The 25,279-nt window shown below is 60.0% G+C and carries 21 protein-coding genes and 3 pseudogenes; 12 read left to right on the forward strand and 12 right to left on the reverse strand.

Annotated elements, in window-relative coordinates; translation table 11 throughout:
* Window positions 1-252: 252 nt before the first annotated feature.
* Window positions 253-1,551: an MFS transporter gene (locus JFT80_RS05935; protein ID WP_201147239.1), complete on the reverse strand. Its 1,299-nt coding sequence runs from the start codon at window positions 1,549-1,551 to the stop codon at window positions 253-255.
* Window positions 1,552-1,926: 375 nt separating this feature from the next.
* Here JFT80_RS05935 and JFT80_RS05940 point away from each other — a divergent pair, with 375 nt between their 5' ends.
* A complete protein-coding gene (locus tag JFT80_RS05940) occupies window positions 1,927-2,331 on the forward strand; it encodes an acyl-CoA thioesterase (RefSeq protein WP_201147240.1) in 405 nt (134 codons plus the stop codon).
* A 70-nt stretch (window positions 2,332-2,401) separates the two neighbouring features.
* Entirely contained in the window at window positions 2,402-3,301 is a 900-nt protein-coding gene (locus tag JFT80_RS05945) for a D-hexose-6-phosphate mutarotase (RefSeq protein WP_201147241.1), read from the forward strand.
* Window positions 3,302-3,323: 22 nt separating this feature from the next.
* Here JFT80_RS05945 and JFT80_RS05950 read toward each other — a convergent pair whose 3' ends face one another.
* From JFT80_RS05950 to JFT80_RS05970, 5 genes are all read right to left on the reverse strand, one after another.
* Window positions 3,324-3,860, reverse strand: coding sequence for a DUF3299 domain-containing protein (locus tag JFT80_RS05950; RefSeq protein WP_201147242.1), 537 nt, complete (start codon window positions 3,858-3,860; stop codon window positions 3,324-3,326).
* Window positions 3,861-3,950: 90 nt separating this feature from the next.
* Entirely contained in the window at window positions 3,951-4,196 is a 246-nt protein-coding gene (locus tag JFT80_RS05955) for a GlsB/YeaQ/YmgE family stress response membrane protein (protein WP_003229635.1), read from the reverse strand.
* A 109-nt stretch (window positions 4,197-4,305) separates the two neighbouring features.
* Entirely contained in the window at window positions 4,306-5,388 is a 1,083-nt protein-coding gene (locus JFT80_RS05960; protein ID WP_201147243.1) for a 5-(carboxyamino)imidazole ribonucleotide synthase, read from the reverse strand.
* 10 nt (window positions 5,389-5,398) lie between these two features.
* Window positions 5,399-5,890 carry a 5-(carboxyamino)imidazole ribonucleotide mutase gene (gene purE / locus JFT80_RS05965; RefSeq protein WP_019694319.1) on the reverse strand — a complete coding sequence of 164 codons (492 nt, stop codon included), beginning with the start codon at window positions 5,888-5,890 and terminating at the stop codon, window positions 5,399-5,401.
* Between the two features lie 304 nt (window positions 5,891-6,194).
* Window positions 6,195-7,103, reverse strand: a complete 909-nt coding sequence (locus JFT80_RS05970) for a LysR substrate-binding domain-containing protein (protein ID WP_201147244.1) — start codon at window positions 7,101-7,103, stop codon at window positions 6,195-6,197.
* 180 nt (window positions 7,104-7,283) lie between these two features.
* On the opposite strand from JFT80_RS05970, the gene JFT80_RS05975 reads away from it, so the two are divergent.
* From JFT80_RS05975 to JFT80_RS06000, 6 genes and pseudogenes are all read left to right on the forward strand, one after another.
* A complete protein-coding gene (locus JFT80_RS05975) occupies window positions 7,284-8,708 on the forward strand; it encodes an aspartate ammonia-lyase (protein WP_201147245.1) in 1,425 nt (474 codons plus the stop codon).
* Window positions 8,709-9,117: 409 nt separating this feature from the next.
* A complete protein-coding gene (locus tag JFT80_RS05980; protein WP_201147246.1) occupies window positions 9,118-10,569 on the forward strand; it encodes a sodium:alanine symporter family protein in 1,452 nt (483 codons plus the stop codon).
* A gap of 162 nt (window positions 10,570-10,731) precedes the next feature.
* Window positions 10,732-11,735: pseudogene (locus JFT80_RS05985) on the forward strand (asparaginase).
* A 154-nt stretch (window positions 11,736-11,889) separates the two neighbouring features.
* Entirely contained in the window at window positions 11,890-12,882 is a 993-nt protein-coding gene (locus JFT80_RS05990) for an AraC family transcriptional regulator (protein WP_201147247.1), read from the forward strand.
* A 135-nt stretch (window positions 12,883-13,017) separates the two neighbouring features.
* Window positions 13,018-14,049, forward strand: a complete 1,032-nt coding sequence (locus JFT80_RS05995) for a histone deacetylase family protein (protein ID WP_201147248.1) — start codon at window positions 13,018-13,020, stop codon at window positions 14,047-14,049.
* A gap of 13 nt (window positions 14,050-14,062) precedes the next feature.
* A pseudogene (locus tag JFT80_RS06000) lies at window positions 14,063-15,164 on the forward strand (polyamine ABC transporter substrate-binding protein).
* A 110-nt stretch (window positions 15,165-15,274) separates the two neighbouring features.
* On the opposite strand, the pseudogene JFT80_RS06005 reads toward JFT80_RS06000, so the two are convergent.
* A pseudogene (locus JFT80_RS06005) lies at window positions 15,275-16,824 on the reverse strand (PLP-dependent aminotransferase family protein).
* Window positions 16,825-16,916: 92 nt separating this feature from the next.
* On the opposite strand from JFT80_RS06005, the gene JFT80_RS06010 reads away from it, so the two are divergent.
* Genes JFT80_RS06010 through JFT80_RS06020 form a run of 3 tightly spaced genes read left to right on the forward strand, consistent with a single transcriptional unit; the run spans window position 16,917 to window position 18,686 of the window.
* Window positions 16,917-17,540, forward strand: coding sequence for an FMN-binding negative transcriptional regulator (locus JFT80_RS06010; RefSeq protein WP_201147249.1), 624 nt, complete (start codon window positions 16,917-16,919; stop codon window positions 17,538-17,540).
* Window positions 17,541-17,550: 10 nt separating this feature from the next.
* Window positions 17,551-17,997, forward strand: a complete 447-nt coding sequence (locus tag JFT80_RS06015; protein WP_201147250.1) for a GNAT family N-acetyltransferase — start codon at window positions 17,551-17,553, stop codon at window positions 17,995-17,997.
* A 17-nt stretch (window positions 17,998-18,014) separates the two neighbouring features.
* Window positions 18,015-18,686, forward strand: coding sequence for a GNAT family N-acetyltransferase (locus tag JFT80_RS06020; RefSeq protein ID WP_201147251.1), 672 nt, complete (start codon window positions 18,015-18,017; stop codon window positions 18,684-18,686).
* Between the two features lie 85 nt (window positions 18,687-18,771).
* Here the strand turns inward: JFT80_RS06020 and JFT80_RS06025 are convergent, their stop codons facing one another.
* The 4 genes from JFT80_RS06025 to JFT80_RS06040 form a co-directional block, all read right to left on the reverse strand.
* Entirely contained in the window at window positions 18,772-19,053 is a 282-nt protein-coding gene (locus tag JFT80_RS06025) for a helix-turn-helix domain-containing protein (protein WP_045060833.1), read from the reverse strand.
* Entirely contained in the window at window positions 19,050-20,402 is a 1,353-nt protein-coding gene (locus tag JFT80_RS06030; RefSeq protein WP_201147252.1) for a type II toxin-antitoxin system HipA family toxin, read from the reverse strand. The genes JFT80_RS06025 and JFT80_RS06030 overlap by 4 nt, the downstream gene beginning before the upstream one ends.
* Window positions 20,403-20,650: 248 nt before the next feature.
* Window positions 20,651-22,459, reverse strand: coding sequence for a sodium-extruding oxaloacetate decarboxylase subunit alpha (gene oadA / locus JFT80_RS06035; protein ID WP_201147253.1), 1,809 nt, complete (start codon window positions 22,457-22,459; stop codon window positions 20,651-20,653).
* 11 nt (window positions 22,460-22,470) lie between these two features.
* Window positions 22,471-23,886 carry an acetyl-CoA carboxylase biotin carboxylase subunit gene (locus JFT80_RS06040; RefSeq protein WP_201147254.1) on the reverse strand — a complete coding sequence of 472 codons (1,416 nt, stop codon included), beginning with the start codon at window positions 23,884-23,886 and terminating at the stop codon, window positions 22,471-22,473.
* Window positions 23,887-24,076: 190 nt separating this feature from the next.
* Here JFT80_RS06040 and JFT80_RS06045 point away from each other — a divergent pair, with 190 nt between their 5' ends.
* The gene (locus JFT80_RS06045; RefSeq protein WP_201147255.1) at window positions 24,077-25,039 is read left to right on the forward strand and encodes a LysR family transcriptional regulator; all 963 of its coding nucleotides are present in this window, start codon (window positions 24,077-24,079) and stop codon (window positions 25,037-25,039) included.
* On the opposite strand, the gene JFT80_RS06050 is transcribed toward JFT80_RS06045, so the two are convergent.
* Window positions 24,981-25,184, reverse strand: coding sequence for a PA3496 family putative envelope integrity protein (locus tag JFT80_RS06050; RefSeq protein WP_201147256.1), 204 nt, complete (start codon window positions 25,182-25,184; stop codon window positions 24,981-24,983). The genes JFT80_RS06045 and JFT80_RS06050 overlap by 59 nt on opposite strands.
* Between the last annotated feature and the right edge of the window lie 95 nt (window positions 25,185-25,279).

Consider the following 25,279-nt stretch of genomic DNA (forward strand, 5'->3'; position numbering starts at 1 on the left):
TCAAACGCTTCAGTTTCATGCCTTACTCCTAGCAGATAGGGTGTGTTAAGTCGGGGCCAAGTATCAGCAGGCCGTGTGAACACTCTATGGCTGAAATATGACAATTGGATGAAAGGCCAGCATTCGGGTTTTTACTGGATGATTCGTGGTGCCCCACTCGCGAACAGGCTCGCTCGCACAATTGAAATGCATTCCAAATGTAGGAGTGAGCCTGCTCGCGATGGCGTCAGAACACCTGATGCAGAGTCTGGATCAGCGCCCCTTCTTCCAGAGCCACGCCCCCACCAGAATCCCCACCGTGCACAGCACCGCCACGTAGTAGGCAGGCCCCATCGCGCTTTCTTTCAGCAGCAGGCTGACCACCATTGGCGTCAGGCCGCCGAAAATCGCGTAGGCAACGTTATAAGAGAAGGACAAACCACTGAAGCGCACCACCGGCGGGAACGCTTTGACCATCACATACGGCACCGCACCGATGGTGCCCACCAGGAAACCGGTCAGCGCGTACAGCGGGAACAGCCAGGTCGGGTGAGCGGCGAGGCTGTGATAGAAAGTCCAGGAGCTGATCAACAAGCCCAGGCAACCGAATACGAACACGCGGCCGGCACCAAAACGATCCGCCAACGCGCCGGAGATAATGCAGCCGATGCTCAGGAACACAATCGCCAGACTGTTCGATTGCAGCGCCACCGTCGGCGAGAAGTTATAGACCGTTTGCAGCACGGTCGGGGTCATCAGAATGACGACGACGATCCCGGCAGACAGCAGCCAGGTCAGCAGCATCGAGATCGCAATCGCCCCACGATGGTCACGCAGTACTGCACGCAACGGCACTTCTTCAGCCAGCGCCTTGCGTTGTTGCAGTTCGGCGAACACCGGGGTTTCGTGCAGCCAGCGGCGCAGGTACACCGAGAACAGACCGAAGACACCGCCGAGCAGGAACGGGATTCGCCACGCGTAATCGGAAACTTCGGCAGGCGTATAAATGCTGTTGATCGCGGTGGCGACCAGCGAGCCGAGCAGGATGCCGGCGGTCAGGCCACTGGTGAGCGTGCCACAGGCGTAACCCATGTGCTTTTGCGGCACGTGTTCGGAAACGAAGACCCACGCCCCCGGCACTTCGCCGCCAATCGCCGCGCCCTGAATCACGCGCATCAATAGAAGAAGGATCGGCGCCCACAGGCCGATCTGCGCGTAGGTCGGCAGCAGCCCCATGATCAGCGTCGGCACGGCCATCATGAAGATGCTCAGGGTGAACATCTTCTTGCGCCCCAGCAGGTCGCCGAAATGCGCCATGACGATGCCGCCCAGTGGCCGCGCCAGGTAACCGGCAGCAAAAATGCCGAAGGTCTGCATCATGCGCAGCCACTCGGGCATGTCAGCCGGGAAGAACAGCTTGCCGACCACCGTGGCGAAGAAAACGAAGATGATGAAATCGTAAAACTCCAGCGCGCCACCGAGGGCGGACAGCGACAGAGTCTTGTAGTCATTGCGGGTCAACGGTCGTGCGGGTTGCTCGGGCTGCGCGAGGCTCGAAGGCGCTGTGGTCATGGCAAGGCTTCTCTTATAGTCGGATCTGCCGCCACAACAACGCTGGCGGTGGCTTGGGCAGGTTCGGCACCATAGCAAATTGTTCGAAAAAGCACATAGAGGCGCGTATTTGACGGTCGAAATGAGAACCGGATGGTCGTCGTGGAGTCTACCGACCGATATACTCGCAACCTGCTCCGGTTTGTAGGGGGTTGCTGTGCGAAAACGTCGTTGGCCCGCCCTTTGCTCGGGAGCAGCCGGTTTCGCAGAGTTTCCCTTCAGGCGCCTTATGGAAAACGTGACGAACGTAGTATGTTCGGGGCTGAATCGTTTTTTCTTAGGACGGCTATTCACCTGAAGTACCAATGAAGACTCACGGGTCAGAGGCACCCCGGCATGATAGAGCTCGAACAAGAAGATCCGATCCCGCAAGGCGACCTGGCCCTGCAAATCACCGCACTCCCGCGCGAAACCAACGGCTTTGGCGATATTTTCGGCGGCTGGCTGGTGGCGCAAATGGATTTGGCCGGCACCGCGATGGCCAGCCGCGTGGCCGGCGGCCGTGTGGCGACCGTCGCCATCGACCGCATGGCGTTCCTCGTGCCAGTGGCCGTCGGCGCGCAGTTGTCCTTTTATACCCAGACCCTGGAAATCGGTCGCAGCTCGATCCAGATGATGGTCGAGGTGTGGAGCGACGATCCGCTGTCCAGCGAGTGGCGTAAAGTGACCGAAGCGGTGTTCGTCTTCGTTGCCATCGACGGCAGCGGCCGCACCCGTTCGGTTCCGTCCAGAGCTCGATAGCCTTAAAGCGTCAAACGCCGGGAGCGTTTTGCGGTCCATTGCAGCCCTGTTCCAGATTGAGAGTCGCCCCATGAACACGCCCAACGTTGAAGCGGTGAAACTGGATGAACTGAATTGCTGGCGCATCCGCCACGGTCAGGCCGAAGTGCTGGTAGCCCAGCAAGGCGCGCACATCCTCAGTTATCAGATCGATGGCCAGCCGCCGATCATCTGGCTCAACGACAAGGCCGAGTTCAAGACCGGCAAAAGCATCCGCGCCGGCGTGCCGGTGTGCTGGCCGTGGTTCGGCAAGTTCGAACGCAACCCGCAGAGCGTGCAGGCCATGTACACCGGCGAGCAACCAGCACCCGCGCACGGTCTGGTGCGGGCGATGGATTGGGCGCTGGGCGGCATCGAATCAGAGGCTGACGGCATCAAGGTCGAATTCAAGCTGGCCGCCCCCGATGGCGGCTTGCCAGGCTGGCCGCATCAGGTTGATCTGACCCTGACCCTGCATCTGGCCGATCAACTGCACTTCAGCCTGACCAGCCACAACCGGGGTAGCGAGACCGTCAGCATCAGCCAGGCGCTGCACACCTATTTCGCGGTCAGCGATGTGCGCAATGTGCATGTCGACGGTGTGGGTGGTTTGAATTACATCGAGACGCTGGATGACTGGAAAACGGCCACTCAGCAAGGTGATATGCATTTTGCCGGTGAGACCGACCGCATCTACCTCGACGCTCCGCCGCAGTTGAGCATTGTTGATACGACGTGGGAACGGCGGATCGAGCTGCGCAGCAGCGGTTCGCGCTCGGCGGTGATCTGGAATCCGTGGGTTGAGCGCGCGGCAGCGTTCAGCGACATGGCTGACGATGGCTGGCAGCGCATGCTGTGCATCGAGACGGCGAATGTGATGGATGACGTGGTGGTGCTGGCACCGGGGTCGAGTCACACGCTTGGTGTGAACATCGCCAGCAAGCCGCTTTAAAAGCTTCGCTTTAACCAGACACCTACAAATCCGACTCCTGCACCACCCGCACCTTGTCTGCTTCCAGCGCATACGCCGCGTCCGCCAGATCATTGCTGACCTTTTCGACTTTCAGCGTGCCGGTTACCCACAACGGTGTGTAGATGTCATCCAGTTTCAAGCCCTTCGGATAACGCACCAGCACCAGTTGATTCGGCGGCGGTGGCGGCACGTGGATGCATGCGCCCGGGTACGGCACGAGGAAGAACAACGTGCTGCGGCCCTTGGCATCGGATTCCAGCGGCACCGGATAACCGCCGATGCGGATGTGCTTGTCGTTCATCGACGCCACGGTTTTAGTCGAATACATCACCGCCGGCAGACCTTTGGCCTGCTTCATCCCGCCCTTCTCGGTAAAGGTACCGGTGGCTTCGGGGGAGTTGTGGTCGATTTCAGGCATGGCCTCGAGGGCCTTCTGGTCCGACTTGGGCATCAGTTCGAGCCAGTCGGTTTCCGGCAGTTCGCCAGCGTGGGCCAAACCGCTGCCGAGGAAAAGGAGAGTCAACAAAATGCGGCGCATGGAGGAGCTCGGTAAAAGGAAGGGACAATCAGTCGCCGAGCATTCTAGCCCTCCCCGCCTGTTTGGCAGAGAGGGCTTTGTCGCTTTGGATCAGTTCTTTTTGATCAGACCGTAGATCACCAGCAAAACGATCGCGCCGACCAGTGCGCCGATAAAGCCTGCACCCTGACCCGCCTGATAGATGCCCAGAGCCTGGCCGCCGTAAGTAGCTGCCAGCGAACCGCCGATACCGAGGAGGATGGTCATGATCCAGCCCATGCTGTCATCGCCCGGTTTCAGGAACCGAGCCAACAGGCCGACGATCAAGCCGATAAAGATGGTTCCGATAATTCCCATGACATTTCCCTCTTAATGGTCGATATGCGAAGCCTAGTCAGACTTTCGCACCCTGCCATGAGAGAACGGCGGCCCCGCAATGGTTCCGCCGCTGCCACATGAAACTGTTTTACTCGGCGATCAGCGCTTCGACCTTGATGATCTGCGCCTGCAGCGTGGCCATGTCGGCGCAGCGCAGGTTGGCGTGACCGACCTTGCGCCCGGCCTTGAAGGCTTTGCCGTAGTGGTGCAGATGGCAATCTTCGATGGCGATGACCTTTTCAACCGGCGGAACAACGCCGATGAAGTTAAGCATCGCGCTCTCGCCGACCTTGGCGGTCGAACCCAGCGGCAGGCCGGCAACGGCGCGCAGGTGATTTTCGAACTGGCTGCACTCGGCGCCTTCGGTGGTCCAGTGCCCGGAGTTGTGGACACGCGGGGCGATTTCGTTGGCCTTGAGACCACCGTCGACTTCAAAAAACTCGAACGCCATCACGCCAACGTAGTTCAACTGTTTGAGCACACGGCTCGAGTAGTCTTCCGCCAACGCCTGCAACGGGTGATCCGTGCTGACCACCGACAACTTGAGAATGCCGCTGTCGTGGGTGTTGTGTACCAACGGGTAGAACTTCGTTTCACCATCGCGAGCACGCACGGCGATCAGCGACACTTCACCGGTGAATGGCACGAAGCCTTCCAGCAGGCAGGCAACGCTGCCCAGTTCGGCAAACGTGCCTGTTACATCTTCCGGCTTGCGCAGGACTTTCTGGCCCTTGCCGTCGTAACCCAGGGTGCGGGTTTTCAGCACGGCCGGCAGACCGATCGAGGCCACGGCGGCATCCAGATCGGCTTGCGACTGAATGTCGGCGAACGCCGGAGTCGGGATGCCCAGATCCTTGAACATGCTCTTTTCGAACCAGCGGTCACGAGCGATGCGCAGGGCTTCGGCACTCGGATAGACCGGGACGAATTGCGAGAGGAACGCGACGGTTTCGGCCGGGACGCTTTCGAACTCGAAGGTCACCAGATCGACTTCATCGGCCAACTGGCGCAGATGATCCTGATCGCCGTAATCGGCCCGCAGGTGTTCGCCCAACGCCGCGGCGCAAGCGTCCGGCGCAGGGTCGAGGAAAGCGAAGTTCATGCCCAGCGGGGTGCCCGCCAGGGCCAACATGCGGCCCAACTGGCCGCCACCGATTACACCGATCTTCATCTCAACAACCTCAGGCAATACGTGGGTCTGGATTGTCCAGGACGCTGTCTGTCTGCTCGGCACGGAAGGTTTTCAGTACCGCATGGAACTGCGGGTGCTTGGCGCCCAGGATGCTTGCCGAGAGCAAGGCTGCGTTGATTGCACCGGCCTTGCCGATGGCCAGCGTGGCGACCGGAATGCCCGCAGGCATCTGCACGATGGACAGCAGCGAGTCGACGCCCGAAAGCATGGACGACTGCACCGGCACGCCCAGCACTGGCAGGTGGGTCTTGGCCGCACACATGCCTGGCAGGTGCGCCGCGCCGCCGGCACCGGCGATAATCACCTCGATGCCACGCGCCTCGGCCTCTTCGGCATACTGGAACAGCAGGTCCGGGGTACGGTGGGCAGAGACCACTTTCACCTCGTAAGGAATGCCGAGCTTTTCCAGCATATCGGCGGTGTGGCTAAGGGTGGACCAATCGGACTTGGAGCCCATGATCACGCCAACCAGTGCACTCATCGTCGCGCCTCTTCTCTCTGGAGCGCCCGCAGGCGCGTCATAAAACAACAAGCCACGCAGGTTGCGTGGCTTGATTGTACGAAAAATGGCCGGACGTACCGGCCGAAGGCCGCGCAGTATACCGCAAAGAAAGCAATAAACAGCCCCCTGCACGACCATCTGTCATCTGCCGCAAATGCCCGGTTTTATTGACTTGGAGGTCAGCCAAAAAGATCAAAAGATCGCAGCCTTCGGCAGCTCCTGCGCCGATCTCTGTAGGCGCTGCCGAAGGCTGCGATCTTGGCGTCCGTAAACACAGCGCAGTTTATGAACCCTGCGCCGCACCGCCTTCCAGCTTGCGCCACAACAACCGCACGTTCGCCTTGCGAACCAGCGCACAGCGATACAGACGAATTTCCAGCGGCACATGCCATTGCGGGCCGCCGCATACCACCAGCTCCCCGCGCGCCAGCTCGGCGCGCACACTCAGTTGCGGCACCCACGCTATCCCCAGGCCTTCGAGTGCCATGCTCTTGAGGCTGTCGGCCATCGCCGTCTCATAGATGGTGGTGAAGCGCAGAGCCCGCTGGCGCAGCAGCATATTGACCGAACGCCCGAGGAATGCACCGGCGCTGTAGGCCAGCAGCGGCACACTGCCTTCGCCTTCGAGATCGAACAGTGGCTTGCCATCGGCATCGGCGGCGCACACCGGAAGCATTTCAGTCTGGCCCAGGTGCAGCGACGGGAAGATCTCCGGGTCCATCTGCATGGCAGCGTCCGGGTCGTAGAACGCCAGCATCAAGTCGCAACCGCCTTCGCGCAACGCATGCACCGCATCGCCAACGTTGGTCGCGACCAGCCGCGTGGCGATGTTCAGCCCTTCATTACGCAACTGCGCGATCCAGCGCGGGAAGAAGCCCAACGCCAGCGAGTGAGCGGCCGCAACCTGCATCACTTCACCCTGCCCGCCTTCGAGGTGATGAAGGTGGCGCAATACTTCGCCGAGCTGTTCGACCACGGTGCGCGCGGTCACCAGAAACAACTGCCCCGCCGCCGTCAGTTCGACCGGCGTGCGCGAGCGGTTGACCAATGTCAGCCCCAGCGCGGCCTCCAGACTGCGGATCCGTCGACTGAACGCTGGCTGAGTCACGAAGCGCCGTTCGGCTGCCTGCGAGAAGCTGCGGGTGGCGGCCAGAGCACTGAAGTCCTCGAGCCATTTGCTTTCCAGATTCATCACGTCCTCCCGGACACGCACCAAAACAGGTCACACGTCTGCCGCGCACGCGGCGTCACACGGGCATTATGCCGAATGTGCATAGGCCAGTGCTTAACAGCATTGGCCCAAAATTTCCCACAAGCCTAGCATTCGCAGCGTTCCGGCATAGACCGGGTCCATATCGAGATGATTTCTATCATGTCCTCCGCTGCATCTTTCCGCACAGAAAACGACCTGCTTGGCGCCCTCGAAGTACCGGCTCAAGCGTATTACGGCATCCAGACCCTGCGAGCGGTGAACAACTTCCGTCTCTCCGGCGTTCCGATTTCGCATTACCCGAAACTGGTTGTCGGTCTGGCAATGGTCAAACAGGCCGCTGCTGACGCCAACCGTGAGTTGGGTCATCTGAGCGAAGCCAAGCACGCTGCCATCAGCGAAGCCTGTGCACGATTGATCCGCGGTGATTTCCACGAAGAGTTCGTGGTGGACATGATTCAAGGCGGCGCTGGCACTTCGACCAACATGAATGCCAACGAAGTCATCGCCAACATCGCACTGGAGGCCATGGGTCACCAGAAAGGCGAATACCAATACCTGCACCCGAACAACGACGTGAACATGGCGCAGTCGACCAACGACGCCTACCCGACTGCGATCCGCCTGGGTCTGCTGCTGGGTCACGACGCACTGCTGGCCAGCCTCGACAGCCTGATCCAGGCGTTCGCCGCCAAGGGTGAAGAATTCAGCCACGTATTGAAGATGGGGCGTACCCAGCTGCAAGACGCCGTGCCGATGACTCTCGGCCAGGAATTCCGCGCTTTCGCCACCACCCTGAGTGAAGACCTGGCCCGTCTGAAGACGCTGGCCCCGGAACTGCTGACTGAAGTGAACCTGGGCGGCACAGCCATCGGTACCGGCATCAACGCCGACCCGCGCTACCAGCACCTGGCCGTTCAGCGCCTGGCGTTGATCAGCGGACAACCGCTGGTACCGGCTGCCGACCTGATCGAAGCCACCTCGGACATGGGCGCCTTCGTGCTGTTCTCCGGCATGCTCAAACGTACCGCCGTCAAGTTGTCGAAGATCTGCAACGACCTGCGCCTGCTGTCCAGCGGCCCGCGCACCGGCATCAACGAAATCAACCTGCCGGCGCGTCAGCCAGGCAGCTCGATCATGCCTGGCAAGGTCAACCCGGTTATTCCGGAAGCCGTTAACCAAGTGGCCTTCCAGGTCATCGGTAACGACTTGGCGCTGACCATGGCAGCCGAAGGCGGCCAACTGCAACTGAACGTGATGGAGCCGCTGATCGCCTTCAAGATCTTCGACTCGATCCGCCTGCTGCAACGCGCCATGGACATGCTGCGCGAGCACTGCATCGTCGGCATCACCGCCAACGAAGCGCGTTGCCGTGAACTGGTCGAGCACTCGATCGGTCTGGTCACCGCACTGAACCCGTACATCGGCTACAAAAACGCCACCCGTATCGCCGGCCTCGCTCTTGAAAGCGGCCGCGGCGTGCTGGAACTGGTGCGCGAAGAAGGTCTGCTCGACGAAGCCATGCTCGCCGACATCCTGCGCCCGGAAAACATGATTGCTCCGCGTCTGGTTCCGCTCAAAGGCTGAATCGACACGTTACTTGTAGCACCGCTCACCAGGTCGAGGGACTAGACACCTCTCACCTTTTGAGGGCTTGGGGATTTAGTCCCCAAGCCCTTTTTTACCGAAAAACCTGTAGGAGTGAGCCTGCTCGCGATGGCGGTGTGTCATTCGAATTATATGTTGACTGACACACCGCTATCGCGAGCAGGCTCGCTCCTACACAAAAGCATGGGTATAGTGCCGCCCCTCTTCGCGTGAGCGGTCGTCGGTAACGAGGCCATAACCCATGCGAAACCCGAACTAATAACAAACCCGCGAAATGGATCCGGGACGAAACCCTCGCCCCACCTGTTGTGCCGCGCGCAAACCGGTGTAACGCGATGTTTCTGACCACCCAGTATTTGCTTACACAAAAAACAGCGAGGAAAAATCCATGCTCGAAGTCATTAACGACTTCCTCTCAGGGAAAGTACTGATCGTGCTCATTGTCGGGCTCGGTAGCTACTTCACGATTCGCTCGCGTTTCGTACAACTGCGCCACTTCTTCCACATGTTCGCAGTGTTCCGCGACAGCTTGAAAGGCAGCGCCGGGCAACTCAGCTCGTTCCAGGCCCTGATGCTCAGCCTTGCCGGCCGTGTCGGTGCAGGCAACATCGCGGGTGTCGGCATCGCCGTGACCCTCGGTGGTCCGGGTGCGGTGTTCTGGATGTGGGTGACCGCACTGGTCGGCATGTCCAGCAGCTTCTTCGAATGCACCCTGGCCCAGGTCTACAAGCGCGCCGAAGGCGATGGCCTGTACCGTGGCGGTCCGGCTTACTACATCCAGCACGGCCTGAAACTCAAAGGCATGGCAGTGGTGTTCTCCGTCCTGCTGCTGGTCACCTACGGCTTCGCCTTTATTGGCCTGCAGTCCTACACCGTGACGCACTCGCTGCAAAACGCCTTTGCCTTTAACCCACAACACACCGGTATCGTCCTGGCGGTGTTGCTGGCCATCACCTTCATCGGCGGCATCAAGCGCATCGCTTCGGTGTCCGACCTGCTGGTACCGATCAAGACCCTGGCCTATATCGGCGTGACCCTGTACGTGATCGGCACTCAGATCGAACACGTGCCAGCCATGCTGGAAACCATCTTCAAGAGCGCCTTCGGTCTCGACCCGGCCTTTGGTGGCCTGCTCGGCAGCGCCATCGTCATGGGCGTGAAGCGTGGCGTGTTCGCCAACGAAGCGGGCCTGGGCAGTGCGCCGAACGTCGCCGCTGTGGCCGCCGTGAAACACCCTGGCGCCCAGGGCGTGGTTCAGGCTTTCAGCGTGTTCCTCGACACTTTCGTGATCTGCACCTGCACCGCGCTGCTGATCCTGCTGTCGGGTTTCTACACGCCGGGCTTCGAAGGTGACGGCATCGTTCTGACCCAGAACTCGCTGGCCGCCGTGGTCGGTGACTGGGGTCGCATGTTCGTCAGCGTCGCGCTGTCGCTGTTCGTCTTCACCTGCATCCTCTACAACTACTACCTGGGCGAGAGCAACCTGCGCTTCCTGATCGGTGAAAACCGCAAGGCGCTGATGGGTTACCGCGCGTTGGTGTTGGTGCTGATCTTCTGGGGCGCGATCGAAAACCTGGGCACGGTGTTCGCCTTCGCCGACATCACCATGACCTGCCTGGCCTTCGTCAACCTGGTGGCCCTGGCCATGCTGTTCAAGGTCGGCATGCGCGTAATGCGCGACTACGACGGGCAGCGCCGCGCCGGCGTCAAACAGCCAGTGTTCGACTCCAGCAAATTTGCTGATCTGGACCTCGACCTGAACGCCTGGCCGGCCAACCCGTCTGCTGCTACCGGCAAGACTGAAGCCGAGCCGCAAGGCGTGCCTGCAGCGCAACGCTGACAGGTGAATGACGGGCGCATCCCCTGCGCCCGTCAGGTACAGTTCAAAAAACTGTGGGAGCGAGCCTGCTCGCGATAGCGCTACGACAGTGCAATGTCGACTGCCAGTGCGCTATCGCGAGCAGGCTCACGCCCACACGTCATGTCTTGTGGAGATTTGCCCATGGTTCCCAGTTCCTACCCTGCCGCCCAGCACGTCATGGTGCTCTACACCGGTGGCACCATTGGTATGCAGGCCAGTGCCAACGGCCTGGCCCCGGCGTCCGGTTTCGAAGCACGAATGCGCGAATACCTGCACAGCCAGCCTGAGCTGGTCGTGCCGCAGTGGCGCTTTCGTGAGATGTCGCCGCTGATCGACAGCGCCAACATGACCCCAGCCTACTGGCAGCAACTGCGCGAAGCGGTGGTCGACGCTGTTGATGTGCAAGGCTGTGACAGTGTGCTGATTCTGCATGGCACCGATACTTTGGCCTACAGCGCCGCCGCGATGAGTTTCCAGTTGCTGGGGCTGCAGGCTCGCGTGTGCTTCACCGGCTCGATGCTGCCGGCGGGCGTCACCGACAGCGATGCCTGGGAAAATCTCGGCGGAGCATTGGTGGCGCTTGGGCATGGCCTGGCGCCGGGCGTGCATCTGTACTTCCACGGTGAGCTGCTGGCGCCGACCCGTTGCGCGAAAGTGCGCAGTTTCGGCCGTCATCCGTTCAAGCGTCTGGAGCGTCAGGGCGGCGGCGTGAAAGCGTCTGCTGTGCCGATGCAGCTTGGCTACAACCAGCCGAAGCAACTGGCCAAGGTTGCCGTGTTGCCACTGTTCCCTGGCATCAGCGCCGAAGTCCTCGATGGCTTGCTCGACAGTGGCATTCAGGGTCTGGTGCTGGAGTGCTACGGCAGCGGCACCGGGCCGAGTGACAACCCGCAGTTTCTGGCCGCGCTGGTCGCGCGCGGGATAACGGCGTGGTAGTCGTTGCCGTGACGCAATGCCATGAGGGTGGCGTCGAGCTGGATGTTTACGAGGCTGGCAGTCGATTGCGCGGTGTCGGCGTATTGTCCGGTGGCGGCATGACTCGCGAGGCAGCGTTCGGCAAGTTGCATGCGTTACTGGGTGCCGGCCTGGACACCGCTGAGGTACAGCGGCTGGTCGAGCTGGACCTGTGCGGCGAGCTCAGCTGACATACAAAACCTGCGGGAGCTTGCTCGCGATAGCGGAATGTCAGTCACCTCAGTGTTGAATGTGCCGCCGCATCGCGGGCAAGCCCGCTCCCACAGGTTCATCATTGGGCATATAAATTGCTGCATTCCAGCCACCTCAAGGCTGGAAGCTCCCATGCTCCACTCCCACCTCACCACCCTCAACGCCGTTTCCCTGGTGCTCGACGCCTTCAAGGCCAAAGGCCTGTCCAGCGATGCCCTGCTCGCCGGCAGCGGCATCAGTGCGGCGGATCTGCAGCGTGCCGACACACGAATCACCACCAATCAGGAGATGCAGGTTTGCGCCAATGCGGTCGCACTCAAGCATGACATCGGCCTGGAACTGGGCCGACGCATGCATGTTTCCTGCTACGGCATGCTCGGTTACGCCCTGCTGACCTGTGCCACCTTCGGTGACGCTTTGCGCCTGGCGATCCGGTATCCGGCGCTGCTGGGAACACTTTTCGAATTGAGCCTGGAAGACGATGGCGAGCGCGTCTGGTTTGTCGCGGCGGATTATCGCGAGAGCCCGGCGATGGCAGTGTTCAACGCCGAGTTTTGCCTGGTGTCGTTGAAAGTCATCTGCGACGACCTCCTGGGGCACCCCCTGCCGTTGCTGGCGGCGCGCCTGGAACACCCGGCGCCAGACTATCAGGCGATCTACGCCGAGCACTTCGACTGCGCCCTGCACTTCGACGCGCGGGACAACGCATTCGCCTTCGACAAGCGCTGGCTGGACCACCCCCTGCCACTGGCGGACACCATCACCCATCAGGCCATGGCCGAGCGCTGCCGCAAGCAGAATCTCGAATTCACTGGACGGCAGGCGTGGCTGGGGCGGATCCGGCAGTTGCTGCGCGCACAGCTCAATGCCGCACCGGGCCTCGAAGGCCTGGCGCAGCAGATGAATTGCTCGGCGCGCACGTTACGTCGCCATCTCAAGGAGTTGGGGTGCAGCTATCAGGAACTGCTCGATGAGTTGCGCTTCGAACAGGCCAAACACATGTTGTGCGAAGACCAGATGCCGATCTACCGGATTGCTGAAGCGCTGGGCTTCAGCGAGACCGCCAGTTTTCGACATGCGTTCGTGCGCTGGAGTGGCGTAGCGCCAAGCCAGTTCCGCCCTTGATAAATCGTTTAGGGGCGAATTTCGGTCACATTTTTTGGCCATATTGATCCCCTTTTGGCCTTTCCTGCCGTTCTCCGAATTGCCCTGCGCGAGCAAGACTGTGGACAACCGAATCAGCCCTGCGGAGAACAACAAATGCTGACGATCTACTCAGACGATCACCACCTGCACCATGGCCGCTGCGAATTGATCGACGGTCAGCTCAAGCCCTGCTTCGAGATGCCGTCGCGCGCCGACCACGTGCTGCAACGCGTACAAAAGCAGAACCTGGGGCCCGTCGAGGCGCCGCAGGATTTCGGTCTGGAACCGATCGCTCGCATCCACAGCCGCGATTATCTCGACTTCTTCAAAGGCGCATGGGCGCGCTGGACTGAATTCAATACCGACGGCGATCTGCTTCCCTACACCTGGCCGGCGCGCACGTTGCGCTCGATCAAACCGACCAGCCTGCACGGCCAACTCGGTTATTACAGTTTCGACGGCGGCGCACCGATCACCGCCGGCACCTGGCAGGCCGCGTACAGCGCAGCGCAGGTTGCATTGACCGCCCAAGCGGCCATCCAGCGCGGCGCACGCAGCGCTTTCGCACTGTGTCGTCCACCGGGGCACCACGCCGCCGGCGACTTGATGGGCGGTTATTGCTACCTCAACAACGCCGCCATCGCTGCTCAAGCCTTCCTCGATCAAGGCCACGGCAAAGTGGCGATCCTCGACGTCGACTATCACCACGGCAACGGCACCCAGTCGATTTTCTACGCGCGCAACGATGTGTTGTTCACCTCGATCCACGGTCACCCGGAAGCGGAGTTTCCATTCTTCCTCGGCTATGAAGATGAACGTGGTGAAGGTGCGGGTGAAGGCTGCAACTTCAACTACCCGCTGCCCGCCGGTTCCGGCTGGGACGCCTGGAGCGCCGCGCTGGAGCAGGCCTGCGACGAGATCGACCGCTACGGTGCCGACATCATCGTGGTGTCGCTGGGTGTCGATACCTTCAAGGACGACCCGATCTCGCAATTCAAACTCGACAGCCCGGATTATCTGGCGATGGGTAAACGCATTGCCGCCCTCGGCAAACCGACGCTGTTTGTCATGGAAGGTGGCTACGCGGTCGAAGAAATCGGCATCAATGCGGTGAACGTTCTTGAAGGTTTCGAACGCGCTCAATGAGGAAACAATAACAATGAACAGACTCAAGCGTCTTATTGCGCCAGTGTTGTGCGCCACGGTGCTCGGCGGCGCAGCTCACGCCGAAGAGCGAACCTTGCGCGTCTACAACTGGTTCGACTACATCACCCCCAAGGCACTGGAAGACTTCAAGGCACAAAACACCCAGACCAGACTGGTCTACGACATCTTCGACACCAATGAAGCGCTCGAAGCCAAGTTGCTGACCGGTAACTCCGGCTACGATGTGGTGGTGCCGTCCAACGTGTTCCTCGCCAAGCAGATCGAGGCAGGCGTGTTCCAGCCGCTGGACCGCAGCAAACTGCCGAATTGGAGTCACCTTGATCCCAAGTTGATGAAACTGATCGAAGCTAACGACCCGGGCAACAAATTTGCGGTGCCCCTACATGTACGGCACCATCCTGATCGGTTTCAACCCGGACAAAGTCAAGGCCGCCCTGGGTGACAAGGCGCCTGTCGACAGTTGGGACCTGATCTTCAAGGAAGAAAACATCAGTAAGCTCAAGCAATGCGGAGTCGCCCTGCTGGATTCGCCATCGGAGATCCTGCCACTGGCCCTGCAACACCTCGGCCTGGACCCAAACAGCAAGCAGCCAGCGGACTACGCCAAGGCTGAAGCTCTGCTGATGAAAATCCGGCCCCATGTCACCTACTTCCACTCCTCCAAGTACATGGCCGACATCGCCAACGGTGACATCTGCGTTGCCGTCGGCTACTCGGGCAGCTTCTCCCAGGCCGCCAACCGCGCCAAGGAAGCCAACAATGGTGTGAGCGTCGACATGCGCCTGCCCAGGGAAGGCGCACCGATCTGGTTCGATATGCTGGCTATTCCAAAGGGTGCGAAGAACTCCGAAGACGCTTACACCTTCATCAATTACCTGCTGCAACCGCAGGTGATTGCGCCGGTCAGCGACTTCGTCGGTTACCCCAACCCGAACAAGGACGCTACCGAACTGGTCGACCCGGCGATTCGCAACAACCCCAACCTGTACCCGACCGACTCGGCGATGGGCACGCTCTATACCCTGCAACCTCTTCCGCGCGATGCCGAACGGGCACGCACCCGTGCCTGGACCAAAATCAAGTCAGGCACCTGAGTAATCATTGAGCTGAACCTGTCGATGGCCTGTTACGCAAACTCAATGAGCCGGCACTGCGCAAGCTCTATCTGGACCTGGAACCCTTGGCGAATACCGCCTCGTAGCGGCTACGGGCGCCAAACCTTTTCCAGGCGGCCCAGTGCAGCGCGGATGGCTTGCTCTGGAACCGCCGCGAAACCCAGGACCAGTCCGGCCCGCTGGTCCAGGGGGTGAAGAGTCCGGCAACCAATAGCTGCTCAGCGGATTGATCTCCACGTCGACGCTGGCAGCCTTTTCAATCAATTGCTGCTCCCGTGCTTGCGTGTCGACCGCTACCGTCAAGTGCAACCCCGCCACCACATTCGGCAGGCTGCCGACACCGGCGACACCTTCCGGCCAGCCAGCCAACAAGCTGTTGCGGCGGCTCAAGGCGGCGCGGCGCATGCGGCGAATATGCCGCTGAAAGTGCCCGGCCGCCATGAACTCGGCCATGACCGCCTGGGTGCTGACCTCGGAATGTCGCACGTCCACAGCTCGACGCTGGGAAAACGCCTGCACCAGTGCCGGCGGCAACACCAGGTATCCCAGGCGCAGCGCCGGAAAGGCGACTTTGCCAAAGGTGCCGACGTAAAGTACCCGCCCCTGCCGATCCAGCGCGGCCAAAGGTGCCAGCGGTGCGCCGCTGTAACGATACTCGCCATCGTAATCGTCCTCGATAATCCAGCCCTCCGTGCGCTCAGCCCACGCCAACAACTCCAGGCGGCGCGCCAGACTCATGATCACCCCAGTGGGGTACTGATGAGACGGCGTCACATAGGCCAGACGGCAATCGGTCAACCCGTTCAATTGCGCGCAATTGATGCCGTCACCGTCCACCGACACGCCGTGCAACCTTGCACCGGCAATGGCGAATGCATGAGCCGCCGCACGGTACCCGGGATTCTCGATGGCGACCCCGTCCCCCGGCTCCACCAGCAACTGTGCACAAAGGCTAATTCCCTGCTGGGCACCACTGGTGATCACTATTTGTTCAGCCGTGCATTGCATACCGCGCGAACTGCGCAAATAGGCGGCGATCAAGCCGCGCAAACGCACATCGCCCTCCGGTGCGCCGTAGCACAACTGTTGCAAGTCCGGTTTGCGCCAGAAAGCCGCATTCAACTTGGCCCACACCCCGAATGGAAACAGGTCGAATGCTGGCACGCCGACCCGAAAAGCTCTCGGTGGTCCGCTCGGCGGCAGGGATAGATGATTGTTTTCCAACCGTTGCAAAGCGCTTCTGTGGATAACTTTGCTGGATAAATCCACAGGTAATTCCACGTGTTTTGTGGATAAACTTGTGGATAAGCCTGTTGAAAACCCTGTGGATAGTTTTGTGGACAACTTTTTTGTCGAGCGAGTCCGCTTGGGGCAATTGCGCGACATAAGTCCCGTCTCCCACTCGCCCCTCGATAAACCCTTCGGCATACAGTTGATCGTAAGCGCGCACCACACTGTTGCGGGAGATCGCCAGCGCCACCGCCAGATCACGACTGGCCGGCAATCGCGTGCCGCTGGCCAGACGCCCGTCGAGCACCCTCATGCGCAGGGCCTGGTAAAGCTGAAGACTCAAGCCCTGTCGGCGATCAAGTTCGATACCCGCCGGGTTGAAGGACAAGGACAGGGGCAGATCGCTCATGGCATTGGACCTATGAATTTGATCGTTAATGGCTCTTACAACGAACCAATAGCCTGCCTAGGATGCAGTCATTCGCCAAGGAAAACTTCTCCATGTACACGCCCCGCGCCTTTGCCATCGACGAGCTGTCCCAACTGCACGAACTGATCCTCGCCACTCGCCTGGCCATTTTGGTGAGCCACGGCGAAAACGGCCTGCAAGCCAGTCATGTGCCGGTGTTGCTGCACTGCGAACAAGGTTCCCACGGCACGTTGTACGGTCACCTCGCCAAAGCCAATTCACAGTGGAAAGACTTGCGCGACGGCGCCGAAGCGATGCTGATCTTTGCCGGCCCCGATGCCTACGTCAGCCCCGGTTTTTACCCGAGCAAAGCCGAGCACGGCAAAGTCGTGCCGACCTGGAACTACGTCGCCGTGCACGCCTATGGTCACGCCCAAACCTTTAGCGATGGCGGACGCCTGCTCGACATTGTCAGCACCCTCACTGATCGCCATGAAGCCGGCCGCGCCCAGCCGTGGTCAGTGGACGACGCTCCCGCCGATTACATCGACGGCATGCTCAAGGCCATCGTCGGTTTTGCGATTCCCATCGACCGTCTCGAAGGCAAGCGCAAGCTCAGCCAGAACCGCAGCGCTGAAGACATTGCCGGCGTGCGTGAAGGCCTCGCTGCCAGCCCCGAAGTCAATGATCAAACCCTCGCCCAATTGATGCGCTAAGGAAATCACCATGAGTCAGATCGACATTCGCCAGGTCAGTGCTGATGACCACGCCGCGTGGCTGCCGCTGTGGCAGGCTTACCTGCGTTTCTACAACACCGAACTGCCGGACGCTGTCACGCAAAGCACCTGGCAGCGCTTCCTCGATCCGAACGAACCGACTCACGCCGCCCTCGCCTGGGCTGACGGCAAAGCCGTGGGCATGGTGCATTACATCTACCATCGCTCGAACTGGAGTATCGAAAACTCCTGCTACCTGCAGGATCTGCTGGTGATGCCCGAAACCCGCGGTACCGGCGTCGGTCGCCTGCTGATCGAGCACGTCTACGCCACTGCCAAGGCTGACGGCTGCTGCAAAGTGCACTGGCTGACCCACGAAACCAACGCCACCGCGATCCAGCTCTACGAGCGTATCGCCGAACGCCCGGGTTTCATCCAGTTTCGTAAAGCCATTTAAGGTTCAAGGAGAACAGCATGGCGACTTCACTCGCGGACTGGAAAGGCGTCCCGGCCCCCTCGGTTCAAACCATCGAAGGCCGCTTCATTCGCCTGGAAAAACTCGACCCGGCGCGCCACGGCGATCAGCTGTTCAACGCCCTCGAAGGCCCCGGTGCCGACCCGAAACTGTGGAACTATCTGCCTTATGGGCCTTTCCCCGAGCGCAGCGTTTTCAATGACTGGCTGAACAACCACGCGGCTCAAAGCGATCCGTATTTTTTCAGCGTGATCGACCGCGCCACCGGGCAAGTGCAAGGCATCCTCAGCCTGATGTCGATCGTCCCGGCCCAGGGCCGCATCGAGATCGGCCACGTGACCTTCGGCGCACCGATGCAACGTTCGCCGAAAAGCACCGAGGCGGTTTACCTGTTGGCCAGGCACGCTTTCGAGCTGGGTTACCGTCGATTGGAGTGGAAGTGCAACAACGGCAACGCTCGCTCCAAATACGCCGCCGAGCGCCTGGGCTTCAGCTTCGAAGGTGTGTTCCGCCAGCACATGGTGGTCAAGGGCGAAAACCGTGACACCGCGTGGTACTCGATTCTGGATGGCGAGTGGCCGGCCATCGGCGCGGGCTTCGAACGGTGGCTTTCGGATGAAAACCAGACGACTTCGGGTCAGTTGAAGACGCTGGCGCAGTGCCGGGCTTAGGGACTGATCGGCTTACCGGCGGTGGCGCGTGAGCCATCGCAATCGCCGGCAAGCCGGCTCCTACGGATTGGCGGCGCGGCGTAGTTCAACGCTCACTATCGCGCCGCAGCCGCACCACCCCCATTTTCATTCCAAAAGGTCTGAACACTGCATTCAGGGATTTCAACGTCTGATTCCCCTCACCATGCTCGATATGTACCAGCGTGCGCACCGAAATCTTGCACATTTTCGCAAACTGCGTCTGGTGCAGGCCCGTGACCTCCACGCGTAAACGGCGAACCGCCTCGCCGATTTCAAGAGTGCCTTGGGCAAGTGCCTCCCGGATGCTCTCAATGAGCTTTGTGCGCTCTGCAACCGTCATGCTCATTTCAAGTCCCACTCTATCAAACGGTGCTCCAGGCTTTTCAAGGCAATTCGCGGGTGATTCATCGTCGCGTCAGGCAAACCACTGGCACTTAGAATGTCGGGAAGTGCAGCCAGGCGTCGGGCATCCGCACGCAGGCGCTCGTAGATTTGCGATGCATCGCCGAGTGTGGCCAATGGGTCATTCGGATCGGCCAGTTCAGCCACGGCGCTACACACGCCACGCCAATCCACGTCACCCGCCCGTTCCAGTTCTTTTGGCCACTTGGTAGTACGTGTAACACCTTCATCGTCCATCACCATCGGTGCCAGATCGTAAATCGGTGCCAGTCGAAACGAATCAGTGCCACGGATAATCGCGGTGTTGCGACCATGGTTGTCTGAGTTACCGAGAATCTTATTGATCAAGTCGCGTCTCAGATAATCAGCGACCAAATCAGGGATTTCATCAACTTGTCCCGCGCCACGCCAAAGCTTCGCGAGCAGTCGAATCACTTCGATGTGATCCATGGCACTACCGGGTGTAGTGATATTTGCCAACGAATAGACCGATTCAACGGCAAGGCGCTCGATTCTCTGATCGGTCACTCGGCGATCAAAACGCTTCATCCACAGACTCGGCTTGGTGGCCTCTTCCAAAGCCAGGCTCTGCGCCTCAATTGTTTCTATCCCCAGATCCTGCAGCGCCTTGTAGTAGTGATACTCACTCCTGAGGATATCCTGGTCTGTTTTCGAGCCCTTATTGCGGGCGAACTTCACGAACCAGTGCTGGGTAACCTCGGCATCCTCAAGCACAGCATCGGGGTATAGAAGACCACTTTTATTTTGAGCCAGCAAAAGCTTTGGAGCCTCGCCTCCCGCCCCCGTCGCTCCACCAATCGCGGCACCTTGCTCATAGGCATATTCAAGAAACCGGTTATCACGGGCGATCACGTCCTGACGCTCGAAACCCATTGCCTCGCGCGGGTCTACTGCTTCAGCAGATTCTTTTATCCGCATATTGCCGATCGGTGCCGGCGTGCTTCGAGCAAGTAGATAAAGGGCAGCGTCGATATTTGCAGGCTTGTCTCGGCCGATGCGAGCCATTAGAAATCTTTTCGCCGCTCCTGCAGGTGCAATGTCATACACGAACGCCGGGGCATTGGAGCGCCATCCATCCCAATCCAGTGGAAGCCTGGCACTCACAGCTTTCGCGAAAGGTGTTCCGATGGATTCATAGTTGTCGGCCAGATAACTCTGTTCGTAACCGAAGCTGCAGCGGCTCTCAAAGCCTTTTTCAGGGCTGTCAAAGCTCAAGACCATGGCGTCGCGCCAGGTAGCGTCGATGTAGACCTGTAAGGTGAGGTTATACATGCCATCTTCACCTGCATTTAAATGCATATTTTGACGTTAATTGCGAAGCAAACACGCAATATAGTGCATTCAGACCTGTGAAGCACCCTTGAGAACTGCAGTATAATGCAGATAAAAGTTGAACTTTCAATAAAAAACGCAAAATAATGCAGATGCGAGACGCTTGTCGGCAACCGCCCAAACGACAGCAAAAAAAAGGGGAGCACATGCCCCCCCGAGGTTTAAAGCGTTGGATCGCGGCCGTTATCTCAGCCTTCGATTTCGATCAGAATTTCGCCCGGATTGACCCGATCACCCTTGGCCACATGAATCGCGGTGACCTTGCCGGCAATGGCTGCCTGGACTTCGGTTTCCATCTTCATCGCTTCGGTGATCAGTACAGCCTGGCCAGCCTTCACGGTGTCGCCCTCCTTGACCAGCACATCAACGATGTTGCCCGGCATGGTGGTGCTGACATGGCCGGGAGCCGACGCTTGTTTGCGCTTGCTGCTGCCACCGCCGACGAATTCGTTGAGCGGTTCGAACACCACTTCTTCCGGCATGCCGTCGATGGACAGGTAGAAGTGACGCTTGCCTTCAGCCTTCACACCGACACCGGTGATGTCGACGCGATAGGTCTCGCCGTGGACGTCGATGACGAACTCGGTCGGTACGCCTTCGCCGCCTGCTTTTGTCACACCACCCGCTTCAGGAATCGGCAACAGCACTTCCGGCGTGAGGGTGCCGGCGGCACGCTCCTCAAGGAACTTGCGGCCGATGTCCGGGAACATGGCGAAGGTCAGCACGTCTTCTTCCGACTTGGCCAGTGCGCCGATGTCGGCACGCAGCTTGGTCATTTCCGGCTTGAGCAGGTCGGCCGGACGCACGTCGATGACTTCTTCGCTGCCGATGGCCTGACGACGCAGTTTTTCGTTAACCACGCCCGGCGCCTTGCCATAGCCGCCCTGCAAGTAAAGCTTCACTTCGTTGGTGATGGTCTTGTAGCGCTCGCCGGCCAGCACGTTGAAGAACGCCTGAGTGCCGACGATCTGCGAAGTCGGCGTCACCAGCGGCGGGAAGCCGAGGTCCTCGCGAACACGCGGGATCTCGGCCAGCACTTCGGCCATGCGGTTGAGGGCGCCCTGCTCTTTCAACTGGTTGGCGAGGTTGGAGATCATCCCGCCCGGCACCTGGTTGACTTGCACACGGGTGTCGACGGCGGTGAACTCGCTTTCGAACTGGTGGTACTTCTTGCGCACGGCGTAGAAGTACAGGCCGATCTCTTGCAGCAGTTCCAGATTCAAACCGGTATCGAACTCGGTGCCCTTGAGTGCAGCAACCATCGACTCGGTGCCAGGGTGGCTGGTGCCCGAGGCGAAACTGGAGATCGCCGTGTCGATGTGGTCGGCGCCGTTTTCGATGGCCTTGAGCTGGCACATTGTCGCCAGACCGGCGGTGTCGTGCGAGTGGATGAACACCGGCAGCGACTGCTCGGTTTTCAGTGCGCGAACCAGTTCGCCAGTGGCGTAAGGGGTCAGCAGACCGGCCATGTCCTTGATCGCCACCGAGTCGCAACCCATGGCTTCCATTTGCTTGGCTTGCGCAACAAAAGCGTCAATGGTGTGCACTGGGCTGGTGGTGTAGGCGATGGTGCCTTGAGCATGTTTGCCGGCGGCTTTCACCGCTTCGATGGCCACGCGCAGGTTACGTACGTCGTTCATCGCGTCGAAGATGCGGAACACGTCGATGCCGTTGACTGCAGCCTTGGCGACGAAGGCTTTGACCACGTCGTCGCTGTAGTGGCGGTAGCCCAGCAGGTTCTGGCCGCGCAGAAGCATTTGCAGACGTGTGTTAGGCAACGCCGCGCGCAGTTGGCGCAGACGCTCCCACGGGTCTTCTTTCAGAAAGCGTACGCAGGCGTCGAAGGTCGCGCCGCCCCAGCACTCCAGCGACCAGTAGCCGACCTTGTCGAGCTTGTCGCAGATCGGCAGCATGTCTTCAGTGCGCATGCGGGTCGCGAGCAGCGATTGGTGGGCGTCGCGCAGGATCGTGTCGGTGACGTGGATTTTCTTGCTCATTGTTATATTCCTCATAGGCCTGCGTGGGCGGCGATGGCGGCGGCGATGGCCAGGGCCAGCTCTTCGGGTTTGCGCTTGATCGAGTAGTTGGTCAGCTCAGGGTGGCTTTCCACGAAACTAGTGTTGAACTGGCCGCTGCGGAATTCCGGGTTGCGCAGGATTTCCTGGTAGTACGCGGCGGTGGTCTTGACCCCTTGCAGACGCATGTCGTCGAGGGCACGCAAGCCACGGTCCATGGCTTCTTCCCAGGTCAACGCCCACACCACCAGTTTCAGGCACATGGAGTCGTAGAACGGCGGGATGGTGTAGCCGGTGTAGATCGCCGTGTCGGTGCGCACACCGGGGCCGCCGGGGGCGTAGTAACGGGTGATCTTGCCGAAGCTTGGGAGGAAGTTGTTCTTCGGGTCTTCGGCGTTGATGCGGAACTGCAACGCGAAGCCACGGTGCTGGATGTCTTCCTGCTTGACCGACAGCGGCAGGCCCGACGCGATGCGGATCTGTTCACGCACGATGTCGATGCCGGTGATTTCTTCGGTGATGGTGTGTTCCACCTGCACCCGGGTGTTCATCTCCATGAAGTACACCTCGCCCTCGGCGAGCAGGAACTCCACGGTGCCGGCGTTCTCGTAACCCACCGCCTTGGCCGCGCGCACCGACAGGTCGCCGATGTAGGCGCGCTGTTCCGGGGTCAGCTGGGGGCTTGGGGCGATTTCGATGAGCTTCTGGTTACGGCGCTGGATCGAGCAATCGCGCTCGAACAAATGCACGACGTTGCCGAAGCTGTCACCGAGGATCTGCGCCTCGATGTGCTTGGGATTGACGATGCATTTTTCCAGGAACACTTCCGCCGAACCGAAAGCCTTGGTGGCTTCGGAAATCACCCGGGGGAAATTCTGTTCGAGCTCTTCGCGGCTGTTGCAGCGACGGATACCGCGACCACCACCACCGGAGGTGGCTTTGAGCATTACCGGGTAACCGATACGGTCACCTTCGGCCAACGCTTCGGTGATGTCCGCGACGTTGCCTTCGGTGCCCGGCGTGACCGGTACGCCGGCCTTGATCATGCTGCGGCGCGCCTCGGTCTTGTCGCCCATGCGGCGAATGACTTCTGCCGAAGGGCCGATGAATTTGATCCCGCGTTCGGCGCAGATATCTGCCAGCTCAGCGTTTTCCGAGAGGAAACCGTAGCCGGGGTGCAGCGCATCGCAGCCGGTTTCAACCGCCAGGTTCACCAGCTTGCGCGCATTCAGGTAGCCGGCCAGAGGTTCGGCACCAATGCTGTGGGCCTCATCCGCACGCTTCACATGCAAGGCATGGCGATCAGCGTCGGAAAAAATCGCAACCGAGCGAATGCCCATTTCGGCGCAGGCTCGCACGATTCGTACGGCAATCTCACCACGGTTGGCGATCAGGATCTTTTTTATCACTTGGAGGTTCCCTTGAGCCGGTGGCACCACGACCTGCTAGACCCAGGTCGACGCGTGACCAAATGTTTCAATTTAGTCGCGACCCCACACTAGCGCTCATGAGGGATTAACAAAAATGAATAAAAATTGGGTCAGGCATAAGTAAAGACTTATAGTCAGATTACCGGCCATGGTTCAGAGCGAAGAAAAAATGCGTAAGTCCTTGATGCGTATGACATTACGTCAGTTGCAGATTTTCAACGAAGTGTGTGATTTGCGCTCTTATAGCCGTGCCGCAGATGAAATGTCTCTGACGCAACCGGCGGTCAGCCTGCAGATTCGCCAGCTGGAAGAGCTGATCGGGCAGCCATTATTCGATTACGTCGGCAAAAAACTCTACATGACCGAAGCCGCGGAAGCCCTTCAGCGTGCCAGCCGAGACATTTTCGGGCGTCTGGAAAACCTCGATATGCAGCTGTCGGATATGCAGGGTTCGCTGCAGGGCCAACTGAAGCTCGCAGTGGAATCCAGCGCCAAGTACTTCGTCCCGCATCTGTTTGCGGCGTTCAAGCGCCAGCATCCGGAAGTGAATCTGCAACTGACCGTGGTCAATCGTGGCCAAGTGATCCGACGACTATCGGACAACCGCGATGATCTGGTGATCATGTCGATGGTGCCGCAGGACATGGGCCTGGAATTCCTGCCGTTTCTGAACAATCCGATTGTCGCCGTGGCGCGACCGGATCATCCGCTGGCGCACATGGGCCCGCTGCGCTTGCAGGATCTTGAGCCGTACACGCTGCTGATCCGCGAGCCCGGCTCGGGCACGCGACTGGCCTGCGAAGAGTATTTCAAAGAGAAGCGCGTGCACTTCACCCAGACCCAGGAAGTGGCCTCGGCCGAAGCTCAGCGTGAATGCGTGGTGGCAGGTCTGGGCCTGGCGCTGTTGACGCGCCATGCCCTGAACCTGGAGCTGGCGACCGGCGGCCTCGTCGAGTTGCCGGTCGAGGAACTGCCGCTGCTGCGCAGCTGGTGCCTGGTGCAAGCCAAGGCGAAACGGCTGTCACCGGTGGCGCACGCCTTCCTGGCGTTTATCCGCAGCGAGCGGGTACAGATCAGCGCCCTGGTTGAGCGCTTCGACGGGAAGCTGCGGGCGCTGCCTGCCAGTGATTGATCTCGGGAAAGTCGCCTATTTCGGCTTGAAGCTGGCGAAGTTCGAAGCGATCTTCGATGGCGCGGCGAAATTCCATGCGGCGCTGGTCTTCCTGCTGACGACGGGTTTTCGCTGCGCTGTTGCGTTCTTCGTAGGGCTGAGCCATTTCGAGTCTCCCAAGGCGATGACAGGAGTTTCACGATAGGCGCGGGGGATGACGGTTTGGCTTCTTGCGGATGACAGTGCGATGAATCTTGTGCA

Origin of the sequence: Pseudomonas sp. TH10 (assembly GCF_016651255.1) — a bacterium.
Classification (GTDB): Bacteria; Pseudomonadota; Gammaproteobacteria; order Pseudomonadales; family Pseudomonadaceae; genus Aquipseudomonas.

Excerpts from the sequence above, each read along its gene's own strand:
- JFT80_RS05935 (WP_201147239.1), bottom strand. The coding sequence starts at position 1,551 with ATGACCACAGCGCCTTCGAGCCTCGCGCAGCCCGAGCAACCCGCACGA.
- JFT80_RS05940 (WP_201147240.1), top strand. The coding sequence starts at position 1,927 with ATGATAGAGCTCGAACAAGAAGATCCGATCCCGCAAGGCGACCTGGCC.
- JFT80_RS05945 (WP_201147241.1), top strand. The coding sequence starts at position 2,402 with ATGAACACGCCCAACGTTGAAGCGGTGAAACTGGATGAACTGAATTGC.
- JFT80_RS05950 (WP_201147242.1), bottom strand. The coding sequence starts at position 3,860 with ATGCGCCGCATTTTGTTGACTCTCCTTTTCCTCGGCAGCGGTTTGGCC.
- JFT80_RS05955 (WP_003229635.1), bottom strand. The coding sequence starts at position 4,196 with ATGGGAATTATCGGAACCATCTTTATCGGCTTGATCGTCGGCCTGTTG.
- JFT80_RS05960 (WP_201147243.1), bottom strand. The coding sequence starts at position 5,388 with ATGAAGATCGGTGTAATCGGTGGCGGCCAGTTGGGCCGCATGTTGGCC.
- purE (WP_019694319.1), bottom strand. The coding sequence starts at position 5,890 with ATGAGTGCACTGGTTGGCGTGATCATGGGCTCCAAGTCCGATTGGTCC.
- JFT80_RS05970 (WP_201147244.1), bottom strand. The coding sequence starts at position 7,103 with ATGAATCTGGAAAGCAAATGGCTCGAGGACTTCAGTGCTCTGGCCGCC.
- JFT80_RS05975 (WP_201147245.1), top strand. The coding sequence starts at position 7,284 with ATGTCCTCCGCTGCATCTTTCCGCACAGAAAACGACCTGCTTGGCGCC.
- JFT80_RS05980 (WP_201147246.1), top strand. The coding sequence starts at position 9,118 with ATGCTCGAAGTCATTAACGACTTCCTCTCAGGGAAAGTACTGATCGTG.
- JFT80_RS05990 (WP_201147247.1), top strand. The coding sequence starts at position 11,890 with ATGCTCCACTCCCACCTCACCACCCTCAACGCCGTTTCCCTGGTGCTC.
- JFT80_RS05995 (WP_201147248.1), top strand. The coding sequence starts at position 13,018 with ATGCTGACGATCTACTCAGACGATCACCACCTGCACCATGGCCGCTGC.
- JFT80_RS06010 (WP_201147249.1), top strand. The coding sequence starts at position 16,917 with ATGTACACGCCCCGCGCCTTTGCCATCGACGAGCTGTCCCAACTGCAC.
- JFT80_RS06015 (WP_201147250.1), top strand. The coding sequence starts at position 17,551 with ATGAGTCAGATCGACATTCGCCAGGTCAGTGCTGATGACCACGCCGCG.
- JFT80_RS06020 (WP_201147251.1), top strand. The coding sequence starts at position 18,015 with ATGGCGACTTCACTCGCGGACTGGAAAGGCGTCCCGGCCCCCTCGGTT.
- JFT80_RS06025 (WP_045060833.1), bottom strand. The coding sequence starts at position 19,053 with ATGAGCATGACGGTTGCAGAGCGCACAAAGCTCATTGAGAGCATCCGG.
- JFT80_RS06030 (WP_201147252.1), bottom strand. The coding sequence starts at position 20,402 with ATGTATAACCTCACCTTACAGGTCTACATCGACGCTACCTGGCGCGAC.
- oadA (WP_201147253.1), bottom strand. The coding sequence starts at position 22,459 with ATGAGCAAGAAAATCCACGTCACCGACACGATCCTGCGCGACGCCCAC.
- JFT80_RS06045 (WP_201147255.1), top strand. The coding sequence starts at position 24,077 with ATGCGTAAGTCCTTGATGCGTATGACATTACGTCAGTTGCAGATTTTC.
- JFT80_RS06050 (WP_201147256.1), bottom strand. The coding sequence starts at position 25,184 with ATGGCTCAGCCCTACGAAGAACGCAACAGCGCAGCGAAAACCCGTCGT.